11 protein-coding genes are annotated in these 12,592 nt (G+C 55.8%); 2 read left to right on the forward strand and 9 right to left on the reverse strand.

Translation table 11 applies throughout. The features are described 5' to 3' along the window. Positions 1-151 precede the first annotated feature (151 nt). The 3 genes from ELR57_RS09645 to ELR57_RS09655 all read right to left on the reverse strand — a co-directional run bounded on the left by ELR57_RS09645 (position 152) and on the right by ELR57_RS09655 (position 3,263). Positions 152-1,156 carry a FecCD family ABC transporter permease gene (locus tag ELR57_RS09645; protein WP_126958843.1) on the reverse strand — a complete coding sequence of 335 codons (1,005 nt, stop codon included), beginning with the start codon at positions 1,154-1,156 and terminating at the stop codon, positions 152-154. After that, the gene (locus ELR57_RS09650) at positions 1,153-2,163 is read right to left on the reverse strand and encodes a FecCD family ABC transporter permease (RefSeq protein ID WP_126958845.1); all 1,011 of its coding nucleotides are present in this window, start codon (positions 2,161-2,163) and stop codon (positions 1,153-1,155) included. Before ELR57_RS09650 ends, ELR57_RS09645 begins: the two co-directional genes overlap by 4 nt. Before the next feature lie 110 nt (positions 2,164-2,273). After that, positions 2,274-3,263, reverse strand: coding sequence for an iron-hydroxamate ABC transporter substrate-binding protein (locus ELR57_RS09655; protein ID WP_126958847.1), 990 nt, complete (start codon positions 3,261-3,263; stop codon positions 2,274-2,276). Positions 3,264-3,463: 200 nt separating this feature from the next. Here ELR57_RS09655 and ELR57_RS09660 point away from each other — a divergent pair, with 200 nt between their 5' ends. Continuing rightward, on the forward strand, positions 3,464-4,081 hold the full coding sequence (locus ELR57_RS09660; RefSeq protein WP_126958849.1) for an NUDIX hydrolase: 618 nt from the start codon (positions 3,464-3,466) through the stop codon (positions 4,079-4,081). On the opposite strand, the gene ELR57_RS09665 is transcribed toward ELR57_RS09660, so the two are convergent. The 6 genes from ELR57_RS09665 to ELR57_RS09690 all read right to left on the reverse strand — a co-directional run bounded on the left by ELR57_RS09665 (position 4,078) and on the right by ELR57_RS09690 (position 11,773). Beyond that, the gene (locus ELR57_RS09665; protein WP_126958851.1) at positions 4,078-4,713 is read right to left on the reverse strand and encodes a 2OG-Fe(II) oxygenase; all 636 of its coding nucleotides are present in this window, start codon (positions 4,711-4,713) and stop codon (positions 4,078-4,080) included. The two genes, ELR57_RS09660 and ELR57_RS09665, sit on opposite strands and share 4 nt — an antisense overlap. Positions 4,714-4,825: 112 nt before the next feature. Further along, the gene (locus ELR57_RS09670; protein WP_126958853.1) at positions 4,826-6,451 is read right to left on the reverse strand and encodes a response regulator; all 1,626 of its coding nucleotides are present in this window, start codon (positions 6,449-6,451) and stop codon (positions 4,826-4,828) included. Between the two features lie 8 nt (positions 6,452-6,459). Beyond that, on the reverse strand, positions 6,460-8,196 hold the full coding sequence (locus ELR57_RS09675; RefSeq protein ID WP_126958854.1) for a histidine kinase: 1,737 nt from the start codon (positions 8,194-8,196) through the stop codon (positions 6,460-6,462). Positions 8,197-8,265: 69 nt separating this feature from the next. Further along, positions 8,266-9,870 carry an ABC transporter substrate-binding protein gene (locus ELR57_RS09680; protein WP_158629978.1) on the reverse strand — a complete coding sequence of 535 codons (1,605 nt, stop codon included), beginning with the start codon at positions 9,868-9,870 and terminating at the stop codon, positions 8,266-8,268. 67 nt (positions 9,871-9,937) lie between these two features. Further along, a complete protein-coding gene (locus ELR57_RS09685; RefSeq protein ID WP_126958858.1) occupies positions 9,938-10,852 on the reverse strand; it encodes a carbohydrate ABC transporter permease in 915 nt (304 codons plus the stop codon). A 15-nt stretch (positions 10,853-10,867) separates the two neighbouring features. After that, positions 10,868-11,773 (reverse strand): ABC transporter permease, encoded by a 906-nt coding sequence (locus tag ELR57_RS09690; protein ID WP_126958859.1) that lies wholly within the window; start codon positions 11,771-11,773, stop codon positions 10,868-10,870. A gap of 294 nt (positions 11,774-12,067) precedes the next feature. Between ELR57_RS09690 and ELR57_RS09695 the strand changes: the two genes are divergently transcribed. Further along, a complete protein-coding gene (locus tag ELR57_RS09695; RefSeq protein ID WP_126958860.1) occupies positions 12,068-12,565 on the forward strand; it encodes a DinB family protein in 498 nt (165 codons plus the stop codon). The last annotated feature ends 27 nt before the right edge of the window (positions 12,566-12,592 follow it).

Here is a 12,592-nt window from a genome sequence, read left to right on the forward strand (position 1 = left end):
CTTCTGCATAAGGCTTCTTCTTGATTCTCATTATAGCAAAAGGATAATCATCCATTTTGTTCAAATTTCTCAGAAAACAAAAGGATAGCACAAAAGGCCGCGAGCAATCGCCATTCGGCGGCTACTCACAGCCTATCTTGAAATAAATGAATTATTTTCTTAAAAGAAGATACAGGAAGTACGGGCCGCCGATGAGCGCGACCATGATCCCCACCGGAATGCCCGCCGGTTCGACCAGATGGCGGCCGACGGTATCGGCGAACAAGAGCAGCCAGCCCCCCATCAGAACCGCGACGGGGACATAGTGCTGGTGGCGGCGGCCGACGAGCGCTTTGGCGATATGGGGCGCCATCAGCCCGACGAACGCGATGCCGCCGGTAACGGAGACCGCCGCCGCGGCCAGCGCGACCGCGGTTCCGAGCAGCAGCAGCCGGTCCCGGTTGATGGAGACGCCGGCCCCGACGGCCACCGCTTCGTCCATCGCCAGCAGGTTCAAGGCATTCGACTTATAAAGCGTGTAAGGCAGCAGAATCGCGAGCCAAGGCAGCAGCGCCAGGATAAACGGCCAATCCGCTCCCCAGATGTTGCCGGCCAGCCACTTCGCGATAAAGTCCACCTTCTGAGGGTCGGTCGAGGAGATCAGCACGACCATTAACCCGTTCAAAGCCAACGCGAAGCCGACCCCGACAAGCACCAGCTTGACCGGCTGCAATCCAGACTCTCTGGAATAGGAGAATAGATAGATAGCGGCAGCCGTCAGCAGAGCACCCGCGAACGCGACGACCGGAAGAAGATAGGCGAAGTTGCCGGGATCGATCGGAACGAACAGGAAGAAGACGGAGATCGCGACGCCGGCCCCGGCATTGATCCCGATAACGCCGGGGTCCGCCAGGTCGTTCCGGGTAATGCCTTGCAGGATGGCGCCCGACAGGGCCAGCGCCATGCCCGCCAGCAGCGTCACGAGGATTCGCGGCATCCGGAAGGAGAACAGGACGAGATGCTCCTTCGCGGTGCCATATCCGAACAGCGTCGCTAGGAACCGGTCGAAGGTGAGCGCGCTGGAGCCGAAGCTCAATCCGACGATGATCGTCGCGACGATGAGCAGCAGCAGAGTGACAAGAACGACGGCTTGCTTCTTCTTAGCGGTCAGTGTCATGATAGCGACTTCACCCCTTTGCGCACGACGATCAAGAAGAACGGAAGCCCGAGAACCGCGATGATCGCCACGATCGGCACTTCGAAAGGAGAATAGATCGTACGGGCAAGCGTATCCGCGAGCAGCATGAAGGCGGCTCCCCAGACGGCCGACATCGGAATGACCAAGCGGTAATCCGTTCCGAAGATCGCTCTTGTGATATGCGGAATCATGAGTCCGATGAAAGCCATATTGCCGACAAGCGCAACGGAAGCGCCGGCCAGCAGAATAATCACGACGTAGAGAATGCCTTTGATATAAGCCGTTCGCAAGCCTAGGCCGACGGCGGACTCCTCATTCAAGCTTAGAATGGTGAGCGGCTTGGACAGGGCGGCGGCAACGAGAAGGGCGACGACGATAACCGGGCTGATCGCCTGGATCTGCTCCCAAGTCGTGCCGATCAATCCGCCCGCCGTCCACATCGTGACATTCTTGGATGTCTTGAATAGGAGGCCGATCCCATCCGCCACCGCATACAGGAAGGCGGATACCGCCGAGCCGGCGAGGACGAGCCGGAACGGCGAGAGGCCGCCTCTCTTAACGGCGCCGATGCCGATGACGAGCAGCATGCCGAGCGCGGCTCCGACGAAGCAGACCGTCATGATTCCGAAGTAGTTCAGCGCCGGAACCATGGCGACTACGAAGGCAAGCGCCGCGTTCGCTCCCGCGGTCAACCCGAGCAGGCCGGGGTCCGCGAGCGGATTCCGCGTCAGCCCTTGCATGATGGCGCCGCTCACCGCAAGCGCGGCCCCGACCAGCATCGCCGCAACCTCCCGCGGGTAACGAATCTCCCGGAGCATCGCGATTTTATCGTTGTCGCCGGCGCGGTTAAACAAGACAAGCCAGAGCTCGCGCACGGATACGCCTTTGGCGCCGAGCAGCATGGCCAGCCAGAACATGATCGCAAGCACCGCGACGCTGATTGCGATTCTTAAAGGATAAGATTTGGGGCTTCGGCCGCCTCGCATGATGCCATTCCTCCTTCAAGTCCATAACGGGCGCGAAGAAGACCGAGACCGCCTCTCTTGATGCCAGAGGCTTCTCGGCCTTCCTCCCCTTATTGCGTTAGAGAGATCGCTTATTTAAGGAAGCCTTCCTTGAAGATGTTCAGCAGATACTCGAGCGTCGTCGGATCGCTGTACGTGGATGCTTCGGTGTCGATCTCGATCACGCGGTTGTTCTTGACCGCGGGGATCTTCTTCCAGGTGTCCGTCTTCATGAAGGAGTTGTCTCCCGTCGCGCTTCTGCTGAGGACGAGGTAATCGCCGGCGTAATCGCTCAGAATCTCTGGGGAGAGCGTATAGTAGCCTGGTCCAAGAACGTCGGCCTTGACCTTCTCCGGCATGTTCAGCCCCATCGCTTGGTACAGAATCTCGGTGCCGCGAGCCCATGCGTCGCCGAAGACATAGAAGTTCTTGGAGTCCGTCTCGAATACGGATACCGTGGCGTTCTCGCCGATCTTCGCCTTGATCTGGTCGCCGATCTCCTTGGCGCGCTTCGTGAAGTCGTCCGCCCATGCTTGGGCTTCCGCTTCCTTGTTCAAGAGCTTGCCGATCTCGACCTGCTGCTTCAGGTAATCCAGCTTGCCCCATGAGAAGGCGACGGTAGGAGCGATCTCCTTCAGCTTGTCGATGCTCTTGCTGCTTGCGTCGACCACGATCAGGTCCGGATCCAGCTCGATGATCTTCTCGAGGTTGTCTTCGGACACCACTTCTACTCCCTTGAGCTTCTCGGTGAAGTGCGGGCTCTTGTTCGTCCACTCGTCGACGCCGACGATGCTGCCGCCGAGGGAGATGATGTTAGGAGCGTAGCCAAGAGCGACGATGCGCTTCGCGTTGGCCGGGACTTCAACCGGGCCGAGCTCGGATTGGTACGTGATCGTTCCGTTCTCGGAAGCCGAAGCGGACGGAGAAGCCGCCGGGGAAGCCGATTCGCTCGAGCTTGCGCTCGCGCTCGGGCTGGCGCTCGGAGAAGCCGCGCCGTTGTTGGAAGAATTATTGTTGCCGCAAGCGCTGACGATGACCACGGACAACATTAGCAGGAATGGAAGAAGAATTTTTTTGCTCATCTTGAGACCCCTTTATTCGCAATTGATATTGATTCTCAGTATCACATAAATTAATATAGCCAGATTGTTCAGGGTTGTCAATGCAATTCGCTCCCGCTGTCTTTCGATTCGAGCCTATCACCCGGATGTTTCACCAATTGGTATCTTATGGAATATGAGAGTAGAATAGAGAGGATTAATAGAGGGAAGGGGACTTTAGGATGGAGACGAAGTGGCTGGAATGGGCGAAGCAGATGCAGGCTATTGCCCAGACGGGCTTAACCTACGCCAAGGACGTGTACGATCGGGAGAGATACGAGAGCTTGCGGCAGCTTAGCATAGAGATTCTCTCCAGCTATACGGAAGTCGCCATGGAGCAAATCAAATTGACCTTCGCCAGCGATACCGGATACGCAACGCCGAAGGTAGATATCAGAGCCGTCGTGTTCAAGGACGACAAAGTCCTGCTTGTTCGCGAGAAGACGGACGGCGCTTGGGCGCTGCCCGGCGGCTGGGCGGATATCGGGTTATCCCCTGCCGAGGTGGCCGTGAAGGAAGTCAAAGAGGAATCCGGTTATACCGTAACTCCCCTCCGTCTGCTCGCGGTTCTGGACAAGAAGTTCCACCGCCATCCGCCCGAGCCTTACCATGTCTATAAGTTCTTTATTCAATGCGATATCGTCGGCGGAGAAGCGCAGGGAGGCGTCGAGACGAGCGAGGTCGATTTCTTCGGGGAAAAGGATCTGCCCGAGCTCTCCGTCGAACGGAATACGGCGGAGCAAATCGGGCTCATGTTCGAGTACCGGAGGGATCCGAGCAAAGCCGTCATCCTGGATTAAAGGTACCGGAATCTCTGCCTTCTCATCCATTGGGTCGCAACCCACTTGTCGCCCGTGACGACAGGGCTGCCCGCGTGAAGCGTTAGCTCGTTCAAGTGAGGATCGTTATAGAAGTATTCGAAGTAGACGGCGTTCCCTTTCTTCGGAGCTACGGCCAAACGCAGCGAGGGAAAAGCCGTCTCTCCGCCTTCCTCCACGTCGCTCAGGTAGATCACCAGCGTGCTGATCCGGTTGTTGGCGACATCGCCGGCCGTGAAGTAATCGTAGTGCGGCTGATATTGTTCTCCGGCCTGATAATGCAGTACCTGCAGCGGCTCGGCATGGGCGATCGGGACGTTCATTAGCTCGGAGACTCTAGCCTCGATGGCTTGAATCAGCTCGTTCTCGCCCTCTTCGAAGAACATGCTGCTGTTCGTTCGGATCTCGCTGACGGCGTGAGTCTTGCCGATCCTCGCCCGCTGCATGCGATCCTTCGCCAGCTCTACCAATGCATCGCATTCGGAGTCGCTTAGAACATTCTCCAGGATGAGAATAAGCGGCTCTTCCATTTTCCCTATTATCCTAATCTCTCGATCGGCCGTGCGAATAAAGTTGCCCGTTGGATTTACAATCGTCTGCTCTTTTACGGTCATCGATCTGTCCTCCATGTCTCATGCGATGGGGAAGCCTTCTGATGTTCGTGGTGTCAGATGATGTAACTATTTCTCCTCGGAACCGGGATTTCCTCTCGATACTTGCGGCTTCTCATAGACTTTTCTTCCTAGCCCGATAATGCTGAGGAGTTACGCCTACGACTCTCTTGAACAGGTTGGAGAAGCTGCCCAAGCTGGTATAGCCGACATTCTCCGCAATCTCGGTAATCTTGATCTCCGTCTCTTCGAGCAAGCGCTTGGCTTCTTGGATCCGTTCCTGAATCATCGCGTCGGACAAGGATAACCCGGTTTCCTTCTTGAACATCCGGGAGAGATAAGCCGGATTGAGGAAGACATGGGAGGCCAGCTCCTCCCGGGTAATCTCTTGGCTCAGCCGGGCTCGAATATAGGCGCGGATCTTAGCGACGACGGTAGATGAGATCTGGTTGCTGGCCTTTAGAAGCTGCACGGCTGCCCCGAGACAGTCTACGGCCCAGTCCTGCAGGTCGCCGAAGTGCTTCGGGAAGTTGTCCTCGTCGGCCAAGACCCTTAACGTCTCCGACTCGTGCATGGATAAGCCCTTCTTGGCCAACAGGGTATGAATGATAAACAGAATGCCGTGAATAAATTGACGATGCGACTCGTTCGTCCATGACTCCGTCTGGAGAGTCCGGAACCACGTCTTCACCCGGCGATCCAGCTCCTCTTGCTCTCCCAGCTCCAGGATCGTCGCCCATTCCGTGAACATCGCCATGGGAGCCGCCGCTGGCAAAGGATCCGTTGATTTGTCGGAAGAAGGATAAGACGGAGTGAACACCTGCCGGGAGAGATTACGGTTGCGCTGCTCCCTCTCCGTTACATAGGCATAGGCGCTAATGATCTCCGGCAAGAAGACGGACGGACTCATGTAGACGGACAAGGAGCAGCGAAGCAGTCGTTCGCTCTCGCTCAGGAATCGCCGGCAATTATTCATCATCAGCACGTGGTCGACGGACGGCCCTTCTCGTCTCTCATGGACGATTGCCAGATTCAGACCCGCATGATCTTGAAAAACAACCCCTTCCAGCTCGTTCAAGATCAATTCTCCCGCCAGATTGCGGAGGGCATATTCCATGATCGCCTCATCCCGGGCGCTTAAGTTCTCTTTCCACTTCTCCAGCCCGAGCAGAACCACGATGAACCGATCGCCCGGCTGGAGGCTGATGCCGTACGTTTCCGCGGACCTCTGCAGGGATTGCGGCATAAGAGAGGCTCGCTGGCTGAGGATGTCCTGCCAGAACCGCTCCACTAACAACGGCAGCTGATGCTCCCATCTTCCCCGATAATCCTGCATGAGCGCTTCGAAATGACGCTGTTCCTTCTGCTTGCTTGCCTCGGCGATGGCGTCTTCCGCCACTTTCCTCATCTGCTCATAGTCGACGGGCTTCAACAGATAATGAAACGCCCCGTGCTGAATGGCGGTCTGGGCGTACTCGAAGTCCGCATGGCAGGTCAGCATGATCGTTAAGGTGTTGGGCGAGTGCTGCTCTACCCAGGCCAGCAGGTCCAGCCCGCTTCCGCCGGGCATCTCGATGTCGCAAATCAGCAGATCGACGTCGTGCTGCCTCAGGCACTCCACGGCTTGCCCTACGTTCTGCGCCAGATGAACCTCCGTAACGCCGATTTTGTCCCACTCCACGCCTTGCTGCAATCCGATCAGAGCAAAATATTGGTCGTCGACGATCAAGACTCTGTACACGGAAACCGTCACCTCTTCTTCGCCATAGGAATTTTCATCTCCACGATCCCGCCGCCCTGAGGGCCATTGCGGAATGCTAGACTCGCTCGCTCGTCAAAGAACATGTTCAAGCGCCGGCGGACGTTCCATATTCCCAGATGGCGGTCCGTCGGCTCCTTCTCGTACCAGCCGGCATTAAGACTCTCCAGCCGCTCTGCGTCAAAGCCCGGTCCGGAATCGCCGATCTGGATGACCAAGCAAGGCTCTCCGTCGTTACCGGCTTCCGTGCTTGCCGTTATGGATACCTTAAACGGCAGCAGGTTATTGACGAAGCCATGCTTGATGGCATTCTCCACGAATGGCTGGACCAGAAGAGGCGGAACCAGCGTGTCCTCGAGCTCCTTCGGAAGCCGCTCTTCGAAAGTCAGCTTGTCCGGATACATGACCATCTGGATCTCCATGTAATGGCGGATGTGGTTCATCTCGCTGGCCAGCGTAATCCAAGAATCGTTGGTGCTCATGATGAACCGGAAATAAGAGACCAGATGGCCGATCATTTTCTTGATAAGAGGGTACTTCTGCAGCTCCACCAGGTGGAACACGATATTCAGCGAGTTCATAAAAAAGTGGGGGTTGATCTGAGCCTGAAGATGCTTAAGCTCGGCTTGCTGCACCTTCATCTTCTCTTCGTATACGTCGATCTTCAAGTCCCCGATCTGCTCGGCCATTCGATTGAACTGCTGCGTGATCAGCTGGAACTCCTTGGAGCTCCCTTCCTTCAGACGAAACTCCAGCTGCCCCTTGCCCAGGATACGCATCCCGCTTGTCAGCGTCTGGATAGGCCTGAAGACTAACCGGCTTAATAGAACGATCAGAATCACGAGAACGACGATAATCGCGACGGGGATGAACTTGATGACGCGCTGGAACAGGGGGAGTTCGTCCAACAGCGATTTCTCGTCCAAGAGGATGAACACGTTGAGATCCGAATAAAGCGAAGGCTTGTTCACGAACAAATAGGACTTGCCGTCATCGAGACGAACGGAGGCGCCGGTCCGGTTCGAAGAAGAATTCAATGCGCCGTGAATGCGCGTCAGATCTTGATCCGTGAATTTGCCCCACAGCAAATCCCCTTCTTTCGACACGATCCCGATCTTCTCGTCGCTCTTCACGGATTCCAGTTGAGTGAGCGGCTGCGCCAACGAGTCGATGCTGACCAGCACTCCGATGAGCAGCCTTCCGCTCTTGTCCGGCATCGCTTTGAACAAGGCCGGCTCGCCGCCGACGGCAACGGTCTCCCAGTTCGAGGAGGTCGGAAGCGCGGATGCCCGCAGCCGGTCGGACAAGCCGGAACGGATGTCATCCTTCTCCTGGTAGTATTCCTTCTGGCTGCTAAGGAAGAGCTCGTCCCTCGTCAGATGGTACACGAATACGGTGCGGATAATCGAGTAGTAGCTGACATCGCTGTACCATTGGTCCATAAGCTTGCGAATCGATAGATAATAGTTCACGGTGTCCGGGCCGCTCTCCGAGTAGAGCTCCAGCAGCATGCTCTCGCTGGCCGTGCGCACCAAATAGGCGTTAGTCTGCTCCAGCAGCTCGTCGAGCGAGCCGAGATGCAGCGTCAACGTATCCGAAGCGGACTTCGAGACCTTCTCGCGGACGATATTCGTCGAATAAACGTTGGTATAGTAGACGAAGAGAAACAGCGGCGTAACCAGGATCAGGACGAGAGCGCTTACTTTGAATCGCAACGATAATCTCATGGTCTCTCTCCTTCGCCTTAATCGTGCGCGAAAGGGGGAAGACCTGGGCAGGTCCTCCCCCTTGCTTATTCAAGATTGCTTCGCTTTCCACTCATCGTACTGCTTCTGAGCTTCGGTCCGGATCTTCTCGATTCCGTTAGCCTTTAGCTTCGAATTGTACTCGGCAAGCACCTTGTCCGCATCCAAGCTTCCCGTCTCGAGCAGAGGCCGGTATTCCTTGATGATATTGCTGATGACGGATACTTCGGTCTTGACGGGATCGGTATTGAAGTTAAAGCCGAAGGACTTCACCTTATGGGCGCTGTCGTTATATTCCTTGAACTTCTGCCATTTGTCAGCGCTTTCGCCATCCCACAGGTAAGTAAGCGTCTGATTGCCGATCATCCATTCGATACCCGGGTTCCATCCCGTATCGGTTCGCGTTGCCACGCCGTCCGGCAGCTTGATGAAGTTGTCCTTGCCCTCGATCTTTACATATTGCTTGCCCTCGACGCCGAAGTCGAACAGGTTGACCAGATAAGGGTCGGTATGAAGCAGGTTCAGAAGCATCATCGTGCGTTCCGGATCGACGGACGTGCGGCCGATGGCCATCATGGAGTTGCTGACGCTTGCCGTGCTGATCTCGGGTTCGTTGCCTTTGAGCTTCACGAGCTCGACGCCGGTCGCGCTGGAATCTTCCTTATCCGAACCCGGCTTGTCGGAGCCGAACTTCATCCAGGTCTTGCCGGCCTTCAGCGCGTCCTCCGCGCTTGTCTTGGTCGTTGCGGCATCCTTGTTGATGTAACCCTTCTTGAACCAATCGCTATAGAGCTTCCAACGGTAGATAGCCGTATCGGATTCCATGGAGCTGATCACCATCTTGTCCGTCTTCGTGTCCAGCACGATGACGGCCGGGGCGCCCGCTACCAGCTCGTAACGGAAATTCTCCTTCATGCTCTCTCTCGTCTTGTCGAAGTATGCGAGGGTATCGGAGCCGCTGCCCGACAGCCAGATCGGAGCATAAGCCGGTTCTTTCTCTTTGATCGTCTCCAGCCATGGTTCCAGGTCTTCCAGCGTCTGAATGGAGTTGACATCGAAGCCGTACTTATCGACGATGTCTTTCCTAAGCATGATGGTATGGCTCTCGCCGATCTCCTTGTTGGTCGGAATCGCGTAGATCTTGCCGTCTACGGTTCCGCCTTCCAGGAAGCGCGGGTCAAGCGACTGGGTAATGCCTTGTCCGTACTTGGCCAAGAGGTCATCCAGCGGCAGGAAGGCGCCCTTGGCGACGTTATTGGCGAAGTCCGCCCAGTTCGGAGCGAAGGTCAAGTCCACTTGCTCCCCGGACTGATAAGCGAGAACCATCTTCTCCGCCCAGGAGGACCAAGGGAGCCCTTGGAAGTCGATCTCGGCGTTGATCTTCTCCTTGAGATACTTGTTGATCTCGGCCACGACGGCCTTCGAATCCGGTTGAGGGAAGTTCCCTACGGTATACACTTTAAGCTTGCGGAATTTCGAGATATCCGGACCATTGGCCTTTGCCTCGCCGGATGACGTGCTTGTCGCCGCCGGTTGTCCGCTTGGCGATTCGGATGCCTTCGAGTTGCTGTCGTTATTGTTGCCGCATCCCGCGATGACCGGCATAGCCGCTACTAGCAAAGCCAGCGCCATGCCCCATTTTCTCGCTGCCTTCATTCGCTTGTGCCTCCCCAATATATTGTAATCATATATTCTAACCGGCATTTTCGCCAGAGTTAGACAATCAGCCTTTGACTGCCCCTATGGTCAGCCCTTTGGTGAAGTACTTCTGGAAGAATGGATAGACGAAGAGAATCGGGCCGATCGAGACGACAACCATCGCCATGCGCAGGCTCTCCGTCGGGACCGTTTCTCTCACCATCAGCGCCACGCCGGTTCCCGCCAATTGATTCTTGAAGAATTCCGCTTGCCGAATCATCTGGATCATGACGTACTGCAAGGAATACTTATCCGTATCGTTGATGAACAGCAAGGAGTTGAACCAGTCGTTCCAGTACATCAACGTCGTGAACAAGCCGATGGTGGCCAGAACCGGAAGCGAGATCGGGAGCACCAGTTGGAAGAAAATCCGCCATTCCGACGCTCCGTCCAGCTTGCCCGACTCGATCATCTCGTCCGGGACGGTCTGCTGGAAGAACGTTCGGGTAATGAAGATATAGAACGCACTCGAGAGGCCCGGAAGGATCAAGGCGATAAGCGAGTCTCTCAGATGCAAGTAATTAATGTAGAGCAGATAGAACGGCACCAGTCCTCCGGAGAAGAGCATGGTCAGGAGAAGGTAGATGTTGAAGGCCCGCTTGAACGGAAAATCCTTGCGGTACAGGGGATACGCATATAAGGCAATCAGCAGCACCGCCAACACGGTTCCTACGCAGGTCACGGTCATGGTAACCCCGTAAGCTTTAAGCAGCGTCGTCGAATTGGTGAACAGATAGCGGTAGGCGGAGAAGTCGAATTCGTCCGGCCAGAACTTGTAGCCCTTCAGCGTCAGCAGCTTCTCATTGGAGAAGGAGATCGCGACGATCAAGACGATAGGCAGGATACAGGCCAGGCTTAAAGCGATAAAGACGATATGAAGCGCGATCTCCGCCGTCCTGGATACCTTCTGATAGGATTTGATGCTCGCCGTATTCTTCATTTTCCATTCTCCATTCTAGAAGAGTGCCGTGTCCCGATTCAGTTTGCGGGCCAAGCTGTTCGCACCGATGACCAGGAAGAATCCGACAATCGATTGGTAGAAATTCGCCGCGGAGGACATGCCCAGGTCATTCAGCTGAATCAAGCCTCTGTACACATACGTATCGATGACGTCCGTCGTGGAGCGCAAAGCCCCGGAGTCCAGCGTCACGTGGTAGAACAGGCCGAAGTCCGAACGGAAAATGCCCCCGAGATTCAGAATCGTTAGGATGACCATGACCGGAGTAAGGAGCGGAAGCGTAATCCGGGTCACCTGCTGCCACTTGCTGGCGCCGTCCATGACCGCGGCCTCGTACAGCTCCTCGCTGATTCCGGTAATCGCAGCCAGGTAGATGATGCTGCCGATGCCGACGGAATGCCACATCTTGGTCAGCCACAGAATATAAGGCCACGCTTGAGGGTGCATATACGCATTGACGGAGGAGTGACCGAACAGGGGGAGCACGTACTTCACGAGAAAACCGTACTCCGGATGAAGAAAGGCATAGACGATATAGCTGACAACGACCATCGACAGGAAGTTCGGCATGATCATGACCGTCTGATAAAATTTCGAAGCCAGCTTGGCCCGAACCTCGTTCACGGCAATGGCGATCGCAACGGAGAGAATCAGTCCCGTTATAATGAAGACCACGTTATAGCCAACCGTGTTGACCGTTACCCTCATGGCGTCGGAAGTGGCGAAGAGGAACCGGAAATTGTCCAGCCCCGCCCAGGGACTGCCCAATATTCCATCGACGTAATTGATGTTCTTAAAGGCAATGAAGACGCCGAACATCGGGATATAGCAATTGACGAAAAATACGACCGTGGTGGGCAGGAGCATGAGCAGCAGCACTCGGTATCTCACAATGTTGCGCATTAGCCGGACAAGGCTTCCCTGTCGGCTCGAAGGCGCCGGTTTGGTTGAAGAATTCACAATGGATGGATTCGCCATGGCATGCAACCTCGTCTTCTTGATCAGGATGAGTTCATTATAGGGGCATCCCCTTCCCGTTCTCTCCATCGCAGATGACCTGTTTTATTCGAAAGTGACTTCTTGCCTTTCGTCGCTCCTGTATTTCGCTGACATACAGCTGTCAGTCGCCCCCCCTTATACTCGGTATTGCAGGGGAGTTCGAAGGGCTCCGCCAATCCGATTCGGGAGGGAATCCTCATGTATTCGACCATTCAAAGCTTCATAACCGAGTACCGTGACGAGAGAAAATTCACCGAGAATATCCTAAGCTCCTTAACGGACGCCTCCTTAAAGCAGGAGATCGCCCCGGGGTTCCGCACGCTTGGAACGCTGGCGTGGCACTTGGTGCCGAAGGGCGGAATTCTGGCGCCGACCGGGCTTGTCTTCGAAGCCCCGCCGGAGCGGAGCGAGGCGCCGGAATCCGCCATGGAGATCGTTGCGGCTTACCGGACGGCCTCCGCGGCGCTTATGGAGGCCGTTCAGTCGCAGTGGCAGGACGAGAAGCTGCAGGAAACCGTCAACCTGTTCGGCCAGCAATGGAAGAACGGCTTTACGCTTGGGATTTTCCTCAAGCACGAGATCCATCACCGGGGACAATTAACCGTCCTCATGCGCCAGGCGGGGCTTCCCGTCATCGGAATATACGGTCCCTCCAAAGAAGAGTGGATCCGCATGGGGCTGGAAGCTCCGGCATAAAACAAACAAAGAGCTCTCCCTTCCTTC

The organism is Cohnella sp. AR92 (assembly GCF_003990975.1).
In the GTDB taxonomy this organism is placed as follows: domain Bacteria; phylum Bacillota; class Bacilli; order Paenibacillales; family Paenibacillaceae; genus Cohnella.

Coding starts and splice junctions, on each gene's coding strand:
- ELR57_RS09645 (WP_126958843.1), bottom strand. CDS start 1,156: ATGACACTGACCGCTAAGAAGAAGCAAGCCGTCGTTCTTGTCACTCTG.
- ELR57_RS09650 (WP_126958845.1), bottom strand. CDS start 2,163: ATGCGAGGCGGCCGAAGCCCCAAATCTTATCCTTTAAGAATCGCAATC.
- ELR57_RS09655 (WP_126958847.1), bottom strand. CDS start 3,263: ATGAGCAAAAAAATTCTTCTTCCATTCCTGCTAATGTTGTCCGTGGTC.
- ELR57_RS09660 (WP_126958849.1), top strand. CDS start 3,464: ATGGAGACGAAGTGGCTGGAATGGGCGAAGCAGATGCAGGCTATTGCC.
- ELR57_RS09665 (WP_126958851.1), bottom strand. CDS start 4,713: ATGACCGTAAAAGAGCAGACGATTGTAAATCCAACGGGCAACTTTATT.
- ELR57_RS09675 (WP_126958854.1), bottom strand. CDS start 8,196: ATGAGATTATCGTTGCGATTCAAAGTAAGCGCTCTCGTCCTGATCCTG.
- ELR57_RS09680 (WP_158629978.1), bottom strand. CDS start 9,870: ATGAAGGCAGCGAGAAAATGGGGCATGGCGCTGGCTTTGCTAGTAGCG.
- ELR57_RS09685 (WP_126958858.1), bottom strand. CDS start 10,852: ATGAAGAATACGGCGAGCATCAAATCCTATCAGAAGGTATCCAGGACG.
- ELR57_RS09690 (WP_126958859.1), bottom strand. CDS start 11,773: ATGCGCAACATTGTGAGATACCGAGTGCTGCTGCTCATGCTCCTGCCC.
- ELR57_RS09695 (WP_126958860.1), top strand. CDS start 12,068: ATGTATTCGACCATTCAAAGCTTCATAACCGAGTACCGTGACGAGAGA.